Below are 16,556 nucleotides of genomic sequence, written 5' to 3'. Positions count from 1 at the left end.
GACTCGGAGTCACCCCCCGTGAAGACCCTCGTCCTGCTCGCCCTCGTCGGCCTGGGTGCGCAACTGGTCGACGGCAGCCTCGGCATGGCCTACGGCGTCACGTCGACCACCCTGCTGCTCGCGATCGGCACCAACCCGGCGGCCGCCTCGGCCACCGTGCACCTCGCCGAGATCGGCACGACGCTCGCGTCGGGCCTCTCGCACTGGAAGTTCGGCAACGTCGACTGGAAGGTCGTCGCGAAGATCGGCCTGCCCGGCGCGGTCGGCGCGTTCGCCGGCGCGACGTTCCTGGCCAGCCTCTCCACCGAGGTGGCCGCCCCCGTGATGTCGCTGATCCTGCTGACCCTCGGCGCCTACATCCTCGTCCGCTTCACGCTGCGCGGCGTCGATCGGCGCAACCTGGGCAAGCCGATGCGCAAGCGCTTCCTCGGCCCGCTGGGTCTGGTGGCCGGCTTCGTCGACGCGACCGGTGGCGGCGGCTGGGGCCCGGTGGGCACGCCCGCCATCCTCGCCAGCGGCCGCATGGAGCCCCGCAAGGTCATCGGCTCGATCGACACGTCGGAGTTCCTCGTCGCCCTGGCCGCCAGCCTCGGCTTCCTGTTCGCGCTGGGCTCGCAGGGCATCGACTTCGCGTGGGTCGGCGTCCTGCTCGCCGGTGGCCTGATCGCCGCGCCGATCGCGGCCTGGCTGGTCCGGCACATCCCGCCGCGGATGCTCGGCTCGCTGGTCGGCGGCGTCATCGTCCTGACCAACAGCCGGACCCTGCTGAAGAGCGACTGGATCGCCGCCGGGGACGGCACGCGCTACGCGATCTACACCGTCATCTACGTGCTCTGGGCCGCGGCGGTCGTCTGGTCCTTCCTCGAGTACCGCAAGGACCGCGCGCTGGAGTCCGCCGACGCGGTCGCTGCCGAGGCGGCCCGCAAGGCCGAGGCCAACGTGGTGCAGGACCTGCCCGCGGAGGAGCAGGTCCCGGCCGGCCGGCCCAGCGCCCCGCGCGACTAGGTCACCGACGCGTCGGGAGGCCCCGTCCGGCAGCCGCCGGGCGGGGCCTCCCGCGCTTCTGCACGGAAAGCTGTCAGTGGCCGGCGAGGAGCTGCGCCTCGAGCTCGGGTGGCAGACCCGGTTCGCGGCGGTGGCCGCCGGGGGGCAGCGGCGGGCGGCCCTCGGCCCGCAGCCACGCCCACGTGTCGGTGACGGTCTCCTCGAGCGGCCGCGTGCGCAGGCCCGTCTCCCGGGCCCGCGTGGTGTCCACGTCCCACGTCGTCCGCGCCTCCTCGGCGCGCAGCCAGAGCGGCAGGTGGACCCACTCCTCGACGCCGGCGGCGAGCAGGTCGGCCTCGGGCACCGGGGTCCACTCCGCGTCGGAACCGGTGACGTCCCGGCACAGCTCCAGGAGACCGCCCAGCGTGGTCATCCCGGTCGGACCGGTCGCGCTGACCGCACCGCCCCGCCCCCGCTCGGCCATGCCGACCAGCCAGCCGGCCAGGTCGCGGGCGTCGACCAGCCCGATCGGCTGGTCGAGCCCCTCGGCGGGGACGACGACGCGGCCGCCCCGGCCGATGCGCTCGAGCCACCAGCCCAGCCGGTGGATGTTGTCGTACGGACCGACGATCAGGCCGGCGCGCGCGGTGAGGAAGCCGGCGCCGACCGCCGCACCGATCTCCCGCTCGGCGAAGGCCTTGATCGGGCCGTACGTGTCCTCGTCGCTGGTCCAGGTCGGCTCGTCGTCCTCGCGCGCGAGCGGGCCCGGGGGCCAGTTCGCGTAGGCGTTGAGGCTGCTGACGAAGGCGTAGCCGTGCACGTCCGCCAGCGCGGCGGCCGCGTTGCCCGCCGCGGCGCGGGTCTGGCAGGACGTGTCGACGACGAGCTCCGCCGCCCAGCCGTCGAGCGCCGTCGGCAGGGCGGCCGGGTCGTCCCGGTCGCCGTGCAGGGCCCGCACGCCCGCGGGCGGCTCGCCCGACACACCGCGGGTGAAGGTGGCCACCTCGTGGCCGCGCTCGAGCGCCGCCGTGACCACGTGCCGGCCGAGGAAGTGGGTGCCGCCCAGGACGAGGAGTCGCATGCGCCCACTCCAGCCGAGCCGTTCCCCGCCGTCCAGCCGGTTCGCGGGAGGCGTAAGGCCTGCTAGACCGCCCGGCGGTACTCCGGGACCTGCGGGAGGGGTGTCGAGCGGGCCGCGGCGAGCACCATCTGGGGCGACCGGGGCAGCCCGCGCCGGGTGCACAGGCGCAGCGCGCGGGCACCGGTCAGCACGTCGGTCTCCGGGGGCACCACCAGGAGGTCGGCGCGCCGGGTGCCGCCGTCCCAGGTCAGGCAGACGACGCCCGGGTCCATGCTGCGAAAACCGCCCGTCCGCACCAGCCGGCCCTGGACGACGACCTTGCGCGCGACCGGCGCCCACGCGTCGAGCGCGTAGGTGAAGCGTTCGACCCGCAGGCCGCGACGGTCGAGCTCCGCGATCAGCTCGGGCAGCTCGACGGCGAGGTCCCGACCGCGCGGGAACCACGCTCCGTCGAAGGCCGACGCCCCGTCACCGGCGTTGTCGCGAAGACTCACCCGGACATCGATCCCGCCCCGGAAACCCGTCTCCGGAACCGCTCGGGTGATCGTCGTCATCAGCGCTCGGCCGCCTCTCCTCGCTCGACCGGCCCGCGCACACGGACCCGAGACCAACGTACGGAGAGGTCAGCGGGTCGCCCGGGACGGACGGGGCGGGCGGGTCGCCCCCGCCCGGCCCGTCGTCACCGCCGGTGACGGCCCGGCTGCGCGCATTATCGGGACAGGACTCAGACCGGCTTGGGCTTGCGGTTCTTGGCCTTGCCGCGCTCGGTCTGGTCGAGCACCACCTTGCGGATGCGCACCGTGGCCGGGGTGACCTCGACGCACTCGTCCTCGGCGCAGAACTCCAGCGCCTGCTCCAGGTTCAGGATGCGCGGCGGGATCAGCCGCTCCAGCTCCTCGGAGGTGGACTTGCGCATGTTGGTGAGCTTCTTCTCCTTGGTGATGTTCACGTCCATGTCGTCCGGACGGGAGTTCTCACCGACGATCATGCCCTCGTAGACGTCGGTGCCCGGCTGCACCATCAGCTGGCCGCGCTCCTGCAGCGAGAACATCGAGTACGTCGTCGCCACGCCCTGGCGGTCGGCGACCAGCGAGCCGGTCGGCCGGGCGCGCATGTCGCCCAGCCACGGCTCGTAGCCCTCGAGGTTGTGGTTGAGGACGCCGGTGCCGCGGGTCTCGGTGAGGAACTCGGTGCGGAACCCGATCAGGCCGCGGGACGGGACGATGTACTCCATCCGCGCCCAGCCGGTGTCGTGGTGCACCAGGTTCTCCAGCCGCCCGCGCCGCACGGCCAGCGCCTGGGTGAGCGTGCCGACGTACTCGCCCGGGGTGTCGATGGTGACCCGCTCGACCGGCTCGTGCAGCTTGCCGTCGATGGTCTTGGTGACGACGGTCGGCCGGCCGACGGTGAGCTCGAACTCCTCGCGCCGCAGCTGCTCGACCAGGATCGCCAGGGCCAGCTCGCCGCGGCCCTGCATCTCCCAGGTGTCGGGGCGCTCGGTGGGCAGCATCCGCACCGAGACGTTGCCGACCAGCTCCTGGTCGAGGCGGTTCTTGATGAGGCGGGCGGTGAGCTTCTTGCCCGACTTGCCCGACAGCGGCGAGGTGTTGATGCCGATGGTGATCGAGATGGAGGGCTCGTCGACGGTCAGCGGCGGCAGGGGGCGCGGGTCGTTCGGGTCGGCGAGGGTGTCGCCGATCATGATGTCCTCGATGCCGGCGATGGCGACGAGCTCCCCCGGGCCGGCGCTGTCGGCCGGGGTGCGGGTGAGGCCCTCGGTCACCAGCAGCTCGGTGATCTTGACGTTCTTGATCGTGCCGTCGGTGCGGCACCAGGCCACCTGCTGGCCGTTCTTCATGGTCCCGGAGTGGATGCGCAGCAGCGCGAGCCGGCCGAGGTAGGGCGAGGCGTCGAGGTTGGTGACCTGCGCGCGCAGCGGCTCCTCGGCGTCGTAGGCCGGCGCCGGGATCGTGTCGAGCAGGGTCTTCACCAGCGGGCCGAGGTCGGGGCTGTCGGGCGACTCGCCGTCGTTCGGCCGGGTCAGGGAGGCCTGACCGGTCTTGCCGTTGCTGTAGACGATCGGGAAGTCGAGGCTGTCGACGTCGAGGCCGGAGTCCTCGAGCAGCTCCATGAACAGCTCGTAGGTCTCGTCGACGACCTCGGCGATGCGGGCGTCGGAGCGGTCGGTCTTGTTGACCACGAGGATGACCGGCATCTGCTTGGCCAGGGCCTTGCGGAGCACGAACCGGGTCTGCGGCAGCGGGCCCTCGGAGGAGTCGACCAGCAGGACGACGCCGTCGACCATCGACAGGCCGCGCTCGACCTCGCCGCCGAAGTCGGCGTGGCCGGGGGTGTCGACGATGTTCACCGTGACGGGGTTGCCGGCCTCGTCGGCCAGCCGGATCGCGGTGTTCTTCGCGAGGATGGTGATCCCGCGCTCGCGCTCGAGGTCCATCGAGTCCATGACGCGGTCCTGCGTCGTGTCGGCGTCCGTGCCCTCGCCCTTGGCGCGCCCGAGAGCGCCCGCCTGACGGAGGAGGGCGTCGACCAGGGTGGTCTTGCCGTGGTCGACGTGGGCGATGATCGCCACGTTGCGCAGGTCGTCGCGGGTGGGCATGCGGAACGGCACCTCAAGGGGGTTTCGGGGATCCCGCGGCATGGGCACGCGGCATATCAGGTAACGGCCGCCGGCCCGGCGACCTTCCCACTGTAGTCGCTCAGGCGGCCGGCTCCTGCTCCCGCGAGGCGTCGGCCACCCCGAACGTCACCCCTGCGGCGGTCAGGGTGACCAGACTCACGGCCAGCCAGGCCGGCAGACCTACGCCGATCGCAAGCACGTGGGCCAGCACGAAGGCGCCGACGTAGAGGGCGGCCAGCGCGACGGCGGTGCGCGCTCCGCGGCGCCGCAGCCAGAGGACGCCGGCGGCCACACCGGCCGCGGCGAAGACGGCGCCACCCAGGGCGCGGATCCCGGTGCCCTGCGCGATGCCGAAGCCGGCGGCGAGCCCCACCGCGACGAGGACGGCGGACGGGAAGCGGGTGCGGACGAGGGTGGCTGTCGACATGTCGTCCAGTCTCCCTGTCGCGACGTCGACGTCCCCGGTCAGCCGCCCGCCGCCTGCACCGCCGCCGTGATGCCCTCGGGTGTGGCCTGGCGGAGGTCGAGCGGCGTCCCGTCGACCATGATCGTCGGCGTTCCCTGCAGGCCTGCCCGGCTGGCCGCATCGGTGACGGACGTCGTCCAGTCCTCGAACACCAGGTCGCGGATGCCCCGTTCGACCTCCGGCCCGGTGGCACCCGCCTGTCCGGCGAGCTCGATCAGCTCGTCGTCGGTCAGCCCCGGTCCCCCCTCGGCCGGCTGCCGGTCGAAGAGCAGGCCGTGGAACTCGACGAACGCCTCGACGCCGGCGGTGTCCGCGACGACGGCGGCCGCGTTCAGCGCCCGCGTGGAGTACCGGTCGGTGGAGGCGCGGTCGAGGATCGCGACCGGCCGGTAGCGCAGGGCGATCGTGCCGTCGGCGGCGAGGGAGGCCAGGGTGTCCCCGCTGAGGTCCTCGAAGGCCCTGCAGGTGGGGCACTGGAAGTCCTCGTAGAGGTCGACGGTCACCGCGGCGTCGGCCGGCCCGACGCGGAAGGCGGTCCCGTCGTCGACCGCACCCGAGGGGGCGGCGACGGTGTCCGGGGTGTCCGTGCGCCGGCTCTGCACCGCGATGACGACGACCAGCGCCACCACCAGCGCCACGGCGGCCGCCACCCCGCCGAGCACCCTGCGCCTGCGTCGCCGGTCGGCCGCTCGGGCCGCCTCCTCGGCGGCGCGCCTCGCGTCCCGCCGCTGCCGGGCGGTCCCGCCGGTGGACCGCGAACCGCTAGCGGGCATCGGTGAGCTCCGATCCCCGCGAGGCGGCGACGACGTGGCTGTCGTCGCGGCCGCCGAGCGCCAGGCGGGATCGTGGCCACCGCGCGAGGGCCAGGGCAGCCAGCAGCAGAGCCGTGTCGCGGGCGATCTCGGCGGGGTACGCGGTCTCCCCCGGTGCCACCTCCCCGCCGCCGCCGAAGCACCCGCAGTCGATCTGCAGACCACGCGCCCAGGCCGAGCCGACGCCGACGAGGAACACCGCCATGAGCACGGCCGAGGCGAGCGCCGCCGTCCGGACGAACACCCCGGCGAGCAGGGCGAGCCCGGCCGCGATCTCGAGCACCGGCAGCCCGAAGGCGACCGGCGCCACCAGGCCCTCGGGGAGCAGGCGGTAGGCCCGCACCGCGCGCTCGGCGGCCGCCGGGTCGGGGATCTTCAGCACCCCGGCGACCACGAGGACGACGCCCAGCACCAGCCGGGCCACCGTCGCCGACCAGGGAGCCACCGTTCCCGCAACCGAGCGCACGACGTATTGGTCGTCCGGGAGGCGCCCGGAGTTCCCGAGATCCGCATCCCTCCTCCTGGGCCGCCGTCCTCACCGGTTGCCCGGCGCACCACCGGGTAGGCCCTGCTAGCTCGCGCCAGGTCCGACCCGGTGACCGGCGCCCCCGATCCCGAGGAGAACCCGTGCCACTGCTCGCCGAGACGTCGCCCCGATGAGCCCCGACCTGGCCCGGGACGAGCCCGTCGGCGAGCTCGAGGTGGTGCACCTGTTCACCGGTCCGATGCCGACCGGGGTGAGCGTCTCGCACACGGGGCGGGTCTTCGTGAACTTCCCGCAGTGGGGCGACGACCCGCCGGCGACCGTGGTCGAGCTCCGCGACGGGGAGGAGGTGCCGTTCCCCGACGAGGCGTGGAACTCGCCGTCGGGGAAGGACGACGCCGGCTCGTTCGTGTCCGTCCAGAGCATCGTGGTCGACCCCGCCGACCGGCTGTGGGTGCTCGACACCGGGAGCCCGCTGTTCGAGCCCACCGTGCCGGGCGGTCCGAAGCTGGTGCGGATCGACCTGGACACCGACACCGTCGGCCAGGTCATCACCTTCGACCCGTCGGTGGCACTGGAGACGACGTACCTGAACGACGTGCGGTTCGACCTGCGCCGCGGCGACGCCGGGGTCGCCTTCATCACCGACTCGGCGGACGAGGGGCCGAACGGGATCATCGTCGTGGACCTGGCCACCGGGGAGTCGTGGCGGCGGCTGCACGAGCACCCGTCGACCAAGGCGCTCACGCCCCCGGACCTGCGGATCGTCGTCGAGGGACGGGAGTTCTCGGAGCGGGACGAGGACGGGAACGTCTCGCCGGTGACCATGGGCGCCGACGGCATCGCCATCTCGGCCGACGGTGCCCGCCTCTTCTACTGCCCCTTGGCCTCGCGGCGCTGGTACAGCGTGTCGACAGATGCGCTCGCCGACCGCTCGGTGGGCGACGACGACGTGGCTGCCACGGTCGTCGACGAGGGCGACAAGGGGTCCTCGGGCGACGGCCTGGAGACCGACGACGCCGGGCGGCTGTACGTCACCGACGGAGAGCACGACGCCGTCCACCGCCGGCTGCCGGACGGCACCTGGGAGACCGTGCTGCACGACGACCGGCTGCTCTGGCCCGACACCATGTCCGTGGCGGCGGACGGGCACCTGTACGTCACCGCGAACCAGCTGTACCGGCAGGCGAAGTACCAGGGCGGGCAGGACCTGCGGCGCAAGCCCTACGCGCTGTTCCGGACGCCCATCGACGCCGGTCCGGTGCGCCTGCGCTGATCGACGACGAGGGGCCCCGGGCGGATCGCCCGGGGCCCCTCGTGGTGTCTGCGGATCAGGCGGTGCGGAGCACGGCCTCGATCTCGAGCTCGACCGAGATCTTGTCGCCGACGACGACGCCGCCGCCGTCCATCGGCATGTCGATGTCGACGCCGTACGCCTTGCGGGAGATCTCCGTCTTGGCGGAGAAGCCGGCGCGCGTGCCGCCGTAGGCGTCCGGGCCGAAGCCGTTGAGCTCCAGCTCCAGGGTGACGGGCTTGGTGATGCCCTTGATGGTGAGGTCACCGGTGACGGTCCAGTCGGCCCCGTCGGTGGCGACGGCGGTCGAGCGGAAGGTCATCTCGGTGTGGTTGCCCACGTCGAAGAAGTCGGCGGAGCGGATGTGCGCGTCGCGCTGCTCCTGCCGGGTGTCGATCGAGTCCATGTTGATGCGCGCGGTCACGGTGGACTGCGCGGGGTCCTCGGCGGTGACGATCTCGCCGGAGAAGTCGCGGAAGTAGCCGCGGACCTTGCTGACCATCATGTGGCGGACCGAGAAGCCGACGGTCGAGTGCGACGCGTCGATGTCCCAGGTGCCGACGACGTAGCCGGGGATCTGGACGCTGGTGGAGCTGGTCACTTCGTGCCTCCGATTGTTGAGCGCTTGACCTTCTGCCCGACCGTAGCGTAGTTGATGCCTCAACTATTCCGCTAGTACGCTGTGCACATGACCGCGCACGTGTCGTCCGCATCCCCCGCCGCGTCCGACGCACCCGTCCCCGGTGAGCCGCGCTGGCTCGACGCCGACGAACAGCGCGCCTGGCGGGCCTGGCTGTACAGCTCCCTGCTGCTCCAGGACCGGCTCGATCGCGAGCTCACCCACGAGACCGGGATCTCGCACGCCTACTACGAGATCCTCGTCCAGCTGTCGGAGACCGAGGGCCGGATGCTGCGCATGAGCCAGCTCGCCGACCGCTGCCTGTCCTCCCGCAGCCGCCTCTCGCACGCGGTCTCCCGGCTCGAGGAGCGCGGGTGGGTGCGCCGGCAGGTGTGCCCCGACGACGGCCGCGGTCAGCTCGCCGTCCTCACCGACGAGGGCTTCGCCGCCCTCGAGGCCGCCGCTCCCATCCACGTCGAGGGCGTGCGCACGCACCTGTTCGACCAGCTGACGCCCCAGCAGGTCGAGAACATGCGCGACCTCGGCGAGACGCTGCTGCGGCACCTCGACCCGCAGGGCTGACGCTCATCCGGCCGGCAGGGCCGGCTCTGCCCGGAAGTACTTGTCGGGGGTGATCGGCAGGTCGCGGATGCGCAGCCCGGTCGCGTGCCAGTAGGCGTTCGCCACCGCGGCGGCGGCGCCGGTGATGCCGATCTCCCCGATGCCCTTCAGGCCGATGGGGTTGGCGCGCTGCTCGTCGACGTCGAGCCAGGCGATGTCGATCTCGCCGATGTCGGCGTTGGTGGCGACGTGGTACTCGGCCAGGTCGTGGTTGACGTAGTGGCCGTAGCGCTCGTCGATCACCGACTCCTCGTGCAGGGCCATCGAGACCCCCATGCAGAAGCCGCCCAGCAGCTGCGACCGCGCCGTCTTGGCGTTCACGATCGTCCCGGCGTCGTAGACGCTGGTCGCCCGGGGCACGCGGACCTCGCCCGTGTCGGCATCGACCCGCACCTCCACGAAGTGGGCGCCGTAGGCGTGCAGCGAGTGGGTCTTCGCCGCGGGTGACTCCCCCGGCATCTCGCCGTCGACGGTCAGCCCGTGGTCGGGCACCTGCCCGCCGTACCGCTCGTCCAGCTGCCGGCGCAGGTCGCGCGCGGTGAACACGATCGCCGTCCCCCACGACGCCAGCCCGGTCGAGCCACCGGCACCGCCGGCGAAGGGCAACCGGCTGTCGCCGATGCGCAGTTCGACCGAGCCGAGGTCCGTCCTCAGCGCGTCGGCCGCGATCTGCGTCAGCGCCGTCCAGGCGCCGGTGCCGATGTCGGAGCCGTCGATCTCGACGACGTACCGGCCGGACGCCTCCGCGGCGATCCGGCACTGGGCCCTGCGCCGGCGCGTCGGGTACGTCGCGGCGGCGACGCCGGTGCCGACCAGCCAGCGTCCCTCGGTGCGCATGCGCGGGCGCAGGTCGCGCCCGGCCCAGCCGAACCGCTCCGCCCCCGTGCGCAGGCACTCGACCAGGTGCCGTTCGCCGAAGGGGACGTCCCGCTCCGGGTCGCGCTCGGGCTCGTTGCGGATGCGCAGCTCGACCGGATCGATGCCCAGTGCCACGGCGAGCTCGTCCATCGCCGACTCGAGGGCGAACATGCCGGGTGTCTCCCCCGGCGCCCGCATGATCGTCGGCGGCGGGACGTCCAGCCGCGCCAGCCGGTGCGTCGTCCGGCGGTGGGGCGCGGCGTAGAGCACGCGGGTCGGGGTGGCCGTCTGCTCGGCGAACTCGCTGATCCGCGACGTGTGCTCGACCACCTCGTGGCTGATCGCCGACAGCCGGCCCTCGGGGTCGGCACCCAGCCGCATCCGCTGGATCGTCGGCGTGCGGTGGCCGACGAGGGAGAACATCTGCTGCCGGCTCAGCTCGAAGACCACCGTCCGGCCGGTCACGCGGGCGGCCATGGCGGCGAGCATCTGGTTGGGGTGCGTGAACGCCTTCGAGCCGAACGCCCCGCCGACGTAGGGCGAGATGACCCGGACCTGGTCGGCATCGAGGTCGAACCCGGTCCGGAGGTCTCGCAGGATGGTGTGCGGCCCCTGGTTGGCGTCCCACATCGTCAGCGAGTCGCCGTCCCAGCGGGCCATCGAGGTGTGCATCTCGATGGGGTTGTTGTGCTGGGTGGGCGTCTCGTAGGTGGCGTCGATGCTCACCGCCGCGGCGGCCAGCGCCCCGTCGACGTCCCCGATCACCGAGTCGGTGTCGAACCCGGCCATGAGCTTCTCCGGCGCGTAGAGGTCGGGCCGGTCGGTGCGCAGCCCGACGTCCGGCGCCTCGGCCGCGTACTCCACCACCACGGCGCCGACCGCGGCCTTGGCGATCTCCGACGTCTCCGCGACGACGGCGGCCACCACCTGCCCCTGGTAGTGGACGTCGAGCGACTGCAGGACCGGCAGGTCGGAGGCGAGGTCGCCGGACAGCCGCGGGGCGTTGGCCGGCGTGAGCACCGCGACCACCCCGGGCATGCCCTCGGCACCGCTGGGGTCCAGCCGGGTGATCCGGCCCCGGTTGACGGTGCTCTGCACGACCGCGAGGTGCGCGATCGGCTCCCCCGGGTCCTGCTCGTAGGCGTAGGGGGCGGTCCCGCGGACCTTGGCGGGCCCGTCGATGCGGTTGATGCCGGCTCCGACGAGGCGGTCGACGGTGGTCACGCGGCGGCTCCGGTGAGGTCGAGGAGGGTCCGGACGACGAGGTTGCGGGCCAGCGGCACCTTGAACCCGTTGTCCCGGAGCGGGGCGGCGCCGGCGAGCTCGGCGTCGGCCGCTTCCGTGAACGACTGCTCGGTCGCCGGGCGCCCGACGAGGGCCTGCTCGGCCGCGGTCGCGCGCCAGGGTGCGTGCGCCACCCCGCCGAGCGCCAGGCGCACGTCGCTGACCACGCCGTCCTGGACCCGGAGGGCGGCGGCGACGCTGACCAGCGCGAAGGCGAACGACGCCCGGTCGCGGACCTTGCGGTAGCGCGAGGGCATCCCGAGCGGCGGGAGCTCGAGGGCGGTGATCAGCTCGCCGTGGCGCAGTGTGGTGTCGCGCGACGGGTCGTCGCCGGGCAGCCGGTGCAGCTCGGCGATCGGGACCGCCCGCTCGCCGTCCGGCCCGACCACCTGCACGACTGAGTCCAGCGCGACCATGGCCACCGCCATGTCCGAGGGGTGGGTGGCCACGCAGGTGCCGGGCCCCTCGGTCGTCTGGCCGAGGATCGCGTGGTTGCGGTGCACGCCCTCCAGCGCGCCGCAGCCGCTGCCCGGGGAGCGCTTGTTGCACGGCTTGGTGACGTCGGTGAAGTAGCCGCAGCGCGTGCGCTGCAGCAGGTTCCCGCCGGTGGTCGCGCGGTTGCGGAGCTGGCCGGAGGCGCCGGCCAGGAGCGCCTGCGCGAGCACCGGGAACCGCTCGCGCACCCGGCGGTCGGCGGCGAGGTCGGCGTTCGGGACCCCGGCACCGATGCGCAGCCCGCCGTCGGGCAGCTCGGTGACCTCGCGCGAGGTCAGCTCGCGCACGTCGACGAGCACGTCGGGGGTGGCGACCCCGAGCTTCATCAGGTCCACGAGGTTGGTGCCGCCCCCGAGGAACGCGCCGTCCGGCGAGGCGGCCAGCAGGGCGACGGCCGCCGGCGCGTCCGCGGCCCGCTCGTAGCGGAACTCCCTCACCGCCGGACCCCCTCGGCCTCGGCGACCGCGGCCACCGCCGGGACGATGTTGGCGTAGGCGGCGCACCGGCACAGGTTGCCGCTCATCCGCTCGCGGATCTCCGCGTCGCTGAGCGGGACGTCGTCGGCGGTGAGCTCCTCGGTGACCGCGGACGGCCAGCCGGCCCGCGCCTCGGCGAGCACCCCCGCGGCCGAGCAGACCTGCCCCGGAGTGCAGTAGCCGCACTGGAACGCGTCGTGCTCGACGAACGCGCGGTGCAGGGCGTGCGGTTCGTCCCCCGACGCGAGGCCGTCGGAGGTGGTGACCTCGGCGTCCCCGACGGTGACGGCGAGGACGAGGCAGCTGTTCACCCGCCGGCCGTCGAGGAGCACGGTGCAGGCACCGCACTGGCCGTGGTCGCAGCCCTTCTTCGGGCTGGTGTTGCGCAGCCGCTCGCGGAGCGCGTCGAGGAGCGTCGTCCAGGTGTCGACGGTCAGCGGGTGCGCCGCCCCGTCCACCCGCAGCGTGATCGGGGTGTCCACGGCGCGGTCCTCCCCCGTGACGGTCGCGGGCAAACGATGCGCCGCGCAACCGTTCAGCCGCCGGTGACGTCGTCCGGGGGCGCGGGCCACGGCGGGACGCCGGCGACGTCGCCGTCGGTCAGGCGAGCGGGGAACCGCGGGGCCCGCTTCTCCAGGAACGCGGCGACACCCTCCGCCGGGTCGGGGCCCTCCCCCAGCTCGACCAGCGCGCGGGACTCCGCGCGGTGGGCGTCCCAGGGCGAGGCCGCACCCAGCATCGACCAGAGCAGGCGGCGGGCCGCGGCGACGGCGACCCCGCTGGTGTTGTCCACGATCTCGCGGGCCAGCGCGTAGGCCGTCGGCAGCAGCTCCGCACCAGGCACGACGCGGGAGACCAGCCCGCCGCGCAGCGCCTCGGCGGCGTCGAAGACCCGGCCGGTGGCGACCCACTCCATCGCCTGGCTGATGCCGACCACCCGCGGCAGGAACCAGGACGACGCGGCTTCGGGCACGATGCCGACCCGGCCGAACACGAACCCGAACCGGGCGGACTCCGCGGCGACGCGGATGTCCATCGGCAGGGTGAGCGTCGCCCCGATGCCGACCGCCGGGCCGTTGACCGCCGCGATCACCGGTTTGCGCAGGGCGGCGAACGCCAGCGAGGCGACCCCGCCGGCGTCGCGGGGGTGGCCGCCGACGTCCTGGCTCAGCTCGCCGGGCGGCCGCGTCCTCGTCCGGCGGTCGGAGAACGTGCCCGGCCCACCACCGAGGTCGGCGCCGGCGCAGAACGCCCGTCCCGAACCGGTCACCACCACGACCCGGACCTCGTCGTCGGCGTCGGCCGCGGCCGCTGCGGCGACCAGCTCGTCGGCCATGGTCAGGGTGAAGGCGTTGAGCCGGTCGGGCCGGTGCAGCGTCACGGTCGCCACTCCGTCGGCGACCTCGTAGCGCAGCTCCGAGAAGTCCGTGCTCACCCGGCGAGCGCCCCGGCGACGGCGAGCCGGGCCACGGCGTCGAGGTGCTCGGCCTCGTCGCCGAGCAGCAGCCGGTCGACCTTGGCCCGCCGCCAGTACAGGTGCGCGTCGTGCTCCCAGGTGAAGCCGATGCCGCCGTGCACCTGGATCAGCGTTCCCGCGGCCTGGTCGAACACCGAGGCGGCGCAGGCCTTGGCGGCGGACGCGGCCAACGGGAGCTCGGCGGGGTTCGCATCGGCGGCCCAGGCGGCCCACCAGACCAGCGAGCGCAGCTGCTCCACGCCGACCCAGGCGTCGACGAGCATGTGCTTGACCGCCTGGTACGAGCCGATCCGCCGACCGAAGGCCTCGCGGTCCTGCGCGTAGGCGACACCGAGCTGCACGCACCGGTCGGCGCCGCCGAGGTCCTCGGCCGCCATCGCGACCGCGGCCACCTGCCGGGCGCGCGACCAGAGCTCCGCGGCGTCCGGGACCAGCACCCGGCGCGACGTCAGCCGGACCGAGGCCAGCCCCCGGGTCGCGTCCAGCGGCCGCCCGGGCACCGCCTCGCCCTCGCCCAGCACGAGGTCGCCGTCCACCAGCGCCAGGAAGGCGGTCGCGTCGGCGGCGTCGATCGAGGGCGCCGCGCCGTCCACCACGGCGAAGGCGGTCGAGCCGTCGGCCAGCTGCGCGGCGAGCTCCGGCTCCCCCTGCAGCAGCACGGCAGCCCGCGCCGCCGTCACGAGCGAGGGCCCGGCGAGGACCGCCCCGGCCTGCTCGGCCACCACGGCGAGGTCCAGCAGCGTGCGGCCGGCGCCCCCGGCCGGCTCGGGCACGGTGATCCCCAGGAAGCCGATGTCGGCCAGCGCCTTGCGCCCCGGCTCGAGGCGGCCGCCCTCCAGCGCGGCGCGCGCCGCGGCGGGCGAGACGGAGCCGCGGAAGAAGTCCGCGGCGCCCGCGGCGATGTCGCGCTGGTCGTCGTCGAGGTCGAAGTTCACCGTGCACCGCCCGAGAAGGGAGCCGTCTTGTCGTTGCGGGGTTCCGGCGGCAGGCCCAGCACCCGCTCGCCGAGGATGTTGCGCAGCACCTGGTCGGTGCCGCCGGCGATCGCGATGCCGGGGATCCACGACTGCGTGCGCTGCCAGCGGTCGTCGCCGTCGGCCGTGGCCGCGTAGACCGCGTCGTCGCCGAGCAGCCGGACGCCGGCGTCGGCGATGAGGCGGGCGGCCTCGGTGCCGGCCAGCTTCCCGGCGCTCGCCTCGGGGCCCGGGATGCCACCCTGGCTGAGCACCGTCAGCCGCCGGTAGCCGGTGTACCGGGCGCCCAGCGCCGCGACCACCGCCCGGCCGACGGCCTGGCGGGCCAGCACCTGGCGCTCGGGGTCGAGGGCCGGCAACCGGTCGCGCGCGTGCTGCACGAAGGTCTCCACCGACTGGCCGATGCTGCCGCCGGCCCCGCCGATGGCCACCCGCTCGTTCATCAGGGTGGTGAGCGCGACCCGCCAGCCCTCGCCGGGCTCCCCCAGCCGCTCGCTGTCGGGGATCCGCACGTCGTCGAAGAAGACCTCGTTGAAGTCCGACTGCCCGCCCATCTGGCGCAGCGGGCGCACCGTGACGCCGGGGGCGTGCATGTCGACGACGAACATCGTCAGGCCCGCGTGCTTGGGCCGGTCGGGGTCGGTGCGGGTGAGCAGGATGCCGTGGTCGGAGACGTGCGCGAGCGTCGTCCAGACCTTCTGGCCGTTGACCACCCACTCGTCGCCGTCGCGCACCGCGGTGGTGCGCAGGGCAGCGAGGTCGGAGCCGGACGCCGGCTCGCTGAACAGCTGGCACCAGACGTCGTCGGCGCGCAGCAGACGGGCGAGGTAGCGGTCGCGCTGGTCCTGGCTGCCGTGGGCGATGACGGTCGGGCCGCACATCCCGATGCCGATGTGGTTGATCAGCGCCGGGACGCGCGCCCGGGCCAGCTCCTCGACGACGATCGACTGCTGGACGAGCGTCCCGCCCTGCCCGCCGTACTCCCTCGGCCAGGTGACGCCGACCAGGCCCGCCTCGGCGAGGACGCGCTGCGTCCGCCGCATCTCGGCCTCGTGGGTCCGCGCGTCGATGCCCTCCTGGCCCGGCGCCAGCGTGAGCAGCTCGTCGGCGTGCTCGGCCAGCAGCTCGCGGACCCGCACCCGGTAGGCCGCCTCGTCGGGGCTGTCGTCGAAGTCCACGGGCGGGCACCTCTCGGTCGGTGAGCGGGGTCGGCCGCAGCGTGGCAGCCGTCACCCGGAACGGTCAACGGTGACTGTCGGGCGCGCGGGCCGGGGCCTACGCTTCGCCCGATGACCGCCGAGCCGCTGCACCCCGACCTCGCGCCGGTGCCGCGGTCGCGCTCCGAGCGGACCGCCGACAGCCGGCTGCTGATCCTCGACGCCGCGGTCGCCTGCCTGGTCGAGGACGGCTACGCCGGCGCCTCGACCCTGGCGGTCCAGGCGCGGGCCGGGGTGTCGCGCGGCCGCCTGCTGCACCACTTCCCCTCGCGGGCCGAGCTCCTCGTCGCGGCCGCCGAGCACGTGGCCACCACCCGGCTCGAGGAGGTCCGGCAGCGCGCCGCCGGGCTCATGGACGACGGACCGGCCGGTCGCGAGCGCGTCGACCGCGCCATCGACCTGATGTGGGCGACCTTCCAGGAGCCGCCGTTCTGGGCGGCGATGGAGCTGTGGACGGCGGCCCGCACCGACCCGGCCCTGCGCGGGGCGCTGCGCGGGGAGGAGCGCCGGCTGCGGGCGGCGATCGCCGCCGTCGCCGACGGCATCTGGGGCGCGGAGATCGCCCGGGCACCGCTGTACGGCGACCTCACCGAGCTGCTGTTCACCAGCATGCGCGGCGTCGCGCTGGTGTACGCCTTCGAGGACCGGCCGGCGGCGACCGATCCGCACCTCGCGCTCTGGAAGCGGCTCGCCGCGCGGATGCTGGACCTCGACGGTCACGGTTGACCGCTCACTCCTCGCGCCGCCAGCATGACGCGGGTCACACCCGCGTCGGC

At 74.2% G+C, this 16,556-nt stretch carries 17 protein-coding genes; 4 read left to right on the top strand and 13 right to left on the bottom strand.

Annotated features, from left to right (window positions below):
* Positions 1 to 18: 18 nt before the first annotated feature.
* Complete coding sequence (locus tag DCS98_RS04385) at positions 19 to 1,005, top strand: sulfite exporter TauE/SafE family protein (RefSeq protein WP_116450043.1); 987 nt, start codon at positions 19 to 21, stop codon at positions 1,003 to 1,005.
* 73 nt (positions 1,006 to 1,078) lie between these two features.
* On the opposite strand, the gene DCS98_RS04380 is transcribed toward DCS98_RS04385, so the two are convergent.
* The 6 genes from DCS98_RS04380 to DCS98_RS04355 form a co-directional block, all read right to left on the bottom strand.
* The gene (locus DCS98_RS04380; RefSeq protein WP_116450042.1) at positions 1,079 to 2,065 is read right to left on the bottom strand and encodes an NAD-dependent epimerase/dehydratase family protein; all 987 of its coding nucleotides are present in this window, start codon (positions 2,063 to 2,065) and stop codon (positions 1,079 to 1,081) included.
* Between the two features lie 62 nt (positions 2,066 to 2,127).
* Positions 2,128 to 2,559, bottom strand: a complete 432-nt coding sequence (locus DCS98_RS04375; RefSeq protein ID WP_241037143.1) for a DUF5994 family protein — start codon at positions 2,557 to 2,559, stop codon at positions 2,128 to 2,130.
* A 230-nt stretch (positions 2,560 to 2,789) separates the two neighbouring features.
* The gene (gene typA / locus DCS98_RS04370; RefSeq protein ID WP_116450040.1) at positions 2,790 to 4,682 is read right to left on the bottom strand and encodes a translational GTPase TypA; all 1,893 of its coding nucleotides are present in this window, start codon (positions 4,680 to 4,682) and stop codon (positions 2,790 to 2,792) included.
* Between the two features lie 100 nt (positions 4,683 to 4,782).
* Positions 4,783 to 5,130 carry a hypothetical protein gene (locus DCS98_RS22845; RefSeq protein WP_164704361.1) on the bottom strand — a complete coding sequence of 116 codons (348 nt, stop codon included), beginning with the start codon at positions 5,128 to 5,130 and terminating at the stop codon, positions 4,783 to 4,785.
* Positions 5,131 to 5,168: 38 nt separating this feature from the next.
* On the bottom strand, positions 5,169 to 5,942 hold the full coding sequence (locus tag DCS98_RS04360) for a DsbA family protein (protein WP_116450039.1): 774 nt from the start codon (positions 5,940 to 5,942) through the stop codon (positions 5,169 to 5,171).
* Positions 5,932 to 6,426 carry a MauE/DoxX family redox-associated membrane protein gene (locus DCS98_RS04355; RefSeq protein ID WP_241037142.1) on the bottom strand — a complete coding sequence of 165 codons (495 nt, stop codon included), beginning with the start codon at positions 6,424 to 6,426 and terminating at the stop codon, positions 5,932 to 5,934. The genes DCS98_RS04360 and DCS98_RS04355 overlap by 11 nt, the downstream gene beginning before the upstream one ends.
* A gap of 211 nt (positions 6,427 to 6,637) precedes the next feature.
* Between DCS98_RS04355 and DCS98_RS04350 the strand changes: the two genes are divergently transcribed.
* Positions 6,638 to 7,741: an L-dopachrome tautomerase-related protein gene (locus tag DCS98_RS04350; protein ID WP_116450037.1), complete on the top strand. Its 1,104-nt coding sequence runs from the start codon at positions 6,638 to 6,640 to the stop codon at positions 7,739 to 7,741.
* A 55-nt stretch (positions 7,742 to 7,796) separates the two neighbouring features.
* Here the strand turns inward: DCS98_RS04350 and DCS98_RS04345 are convergent, their stop codons facing one another.
* Positions 7,797 to 8,360 carry a YceI family protein gene (locus DCS98_RS04345; protein ID WP_116450036.1) on the bottom strand — a complete coding sequence of 188 codons (564 nt, stop codon included), beginning with the start codon at positions 8,358 to 8,360 and terminating at the stop codon, positions 7,797 to 7,799.
* 87 nt (positions 8,361 to 8,447) lie between these two features.
* Here DCS98_RS04345 and DCS98_RS04340 point away from each other — a divergent pair, with 87 nt between their 5' ends.
* Positions 8,448 to 8,960 (top strand): MarR family winged helix-turn-helix transcriptional regulator, encoded by a 513-nt coding sequence (locus DCS98_RS04340; RefSeq protein ID WP_116450035.1) that lies wholly within the window; start codon positions 8,448 to 8,450, stop codon positions 8,958 to 8,960.
* A 3-nt stretch (positions 8,961 to 8,963) separates the two neighbouring features.
* On the opposite strand, the gene DCS98_RS04335 is transcribed toward DCS98_RS04340, so the two are convergent.
* From DCS98_RS04335 to DCS98_RS04310, 6 genes are read right to left on the bottom strand one after another with little or no spacing between them, the layout of a single operon-like run.
* Positions 8,964 to 11,081: a xanthine dehydrogenase family protein molybdopterin-binding subunit gene (locus tag DCS98_RS04335; protein WP_116450034.1), complete on the bottom strand. Its 2,118-nt coding sequence runs from the start codon at positions 11,079 to 11,081 to the stop codon at positions 8,964 to 8,966.
* Positions 11,078 to 12,073 carry an FAD binding domain-containing protein gene (locus DCS98_RS04330; RefSeq protein WP_116450033.1) on the bottom strand — a complete coding sequence of 332 codons (996 nt, stop codon included), beginning with the start codon at positions 12,071 to 12,073 and terminating at the stop codon, positions 11,078 to 11,080. The genes DCS98_RS04335 and DCS98_RS04330 overlap by 4 nt, the downstream gene beginning before the upstream one ends.
* Complete coding sequence (locus DCS98_RS04325) at positions 12,070 to 12,594, bottom strand: (2Fe-2S)-binding protein (protein WP_116450032.1); 525 nt, start codon at positions 12,592 to 12,594, stop codon at positions 12,070 to 12,072. The genes DCS98_RS04330 and DCS98_RS04325 overlap by 4 nt, the downstream gene beginning before the upstream one ends.
* A gap of 53 nt (positions 12,595 to 12,647) precedes the next feature.
* Positions 12,648 to 13,547 carry an enoyl-CoA hydratase-related protein gene (locus DCS98_RS04320; protein WP_116450031.1) on the bottom strand — a complete coding sequence of 300 codons (900 nt, stop codon included), beginning with the start codon at positions 13,545 to 13,547 and terminating at the stop codon, positions 12,648 to 12,650.
* Complete coding sequence (locus DCS98_RS04315; protein ID WP_116450030.1) at positions 13,544 to 14,524, bottom strand: acyl-CoA dehydrogenase family protein; 981 nt, start codon at positions 14,522 to 14,524, stop codon at positions 13,544 to 13,546. Before DCS98_RS04315 ends, DCS98_RS04320 begins: the two co-directional genes overlap by 4 nt.
* Positions 14,521 to 15,741 (bottom strand): acyl-CoA dehydrogenase family protein, encoded by a 1,221-nt coding sequence (locus DCS98_RS04310; RefSeq protein ID WP_116450029.1) that lies wholly within the window; start codon positions 15,739 to 15,741, stop codon positions 14,521 to 14,523. Before DCS98_RS04310 ends, DCS98_RS04315 begins: the two co-directional genes overlap by 4 nt.
* Before the next feature lie 111 nt (positions 15,742 to 15,852).
* Here DCS98_RS04310 and DCS98_RS04305 point away from each other — a divergent pair, with 111 nt between their 5' ends.
* Positions 15,853 to 16,506, top strand: coding sequence for a TetR/AcrR family transcriptional regulator (locus DCS98_RS04305; RefSeq protein ID WP_116450028.1), 654 nt, complete (start codon positions 15,853 to 15,855; stop codon positions 16,504 to 16,506).
* Positions 16,507 to 16,556 lie beyond the last annotated feature (50 nt).

The organism is Blastococcus litoris, from assembly GCF_003075095.1.
Taxonomy (GTDB): domain Bacteria; phylum Actinomycetota; class Actinomycetes; order Mycobacteriales; family Geodermatophilaceae; genus Blastococcus_B; species Blastococcus_B litoris.
The sequence above is the reverse complement of the archived record's forward strand: the minus strand, read 5'-3'. Positions and strand labels throughout refer to the sequence as shown.

Excerpts from the sequence above, each read along its gene's own strand:
- DCS98_RS04380 (WP_116450042.1), bottom strand. The coding sequence starts at position 2,065 with ATGCGACTCCTCGTCCTGGGCGGCACCCACTTCCTCGGCCGGCACGTG.
- typA (WP_116450040.1), bottom strand. The coding sequence starts at position 4,682 with ATGCCCACCCGCGACGACCTGCGCAACGTGGCGATCATCGCCCACGTC.
- DCS98_RS22845 (WP_164704361.1), bottom strand. The coding sequence starts at position 5,130 with ATGTCGACAGCCACCCTCGTCCGCACCCGCTTCCCGTCCGCCGTCCTC.
- DCS98_RS04360 (WP_116450039.1), bottom strand. The coding sequence starts at position 5,942 with ATGCCCGCTAGCGGTTCGCGGTCCACCGGCGGGACCGCCCGGCAGCGG.
- DCS98_RS04350 (WP_116450037.1), top strand. The coding sequence starts at position 6,638 with ATGAGCCCCGACCTGGCCCGGGACGAGCCCGTCGGCGAGCTCGAGGTG.
- DCS98_RS04340 (WP_116450035.1), top strand. The coding sequence starts at position 8,448 with ATGACCGCGCACGTGTCGTCCGCATCCCCCGCCGCGTCCGACGCACCC.
- DCS98_RS04305 (WP_116450028.1), top strand. The coding sequence starts at position 15,853 with ATGACCGCCGAGCCGCTGCACCCCGACCTCGCGCCGGTGCCGCGGTCG.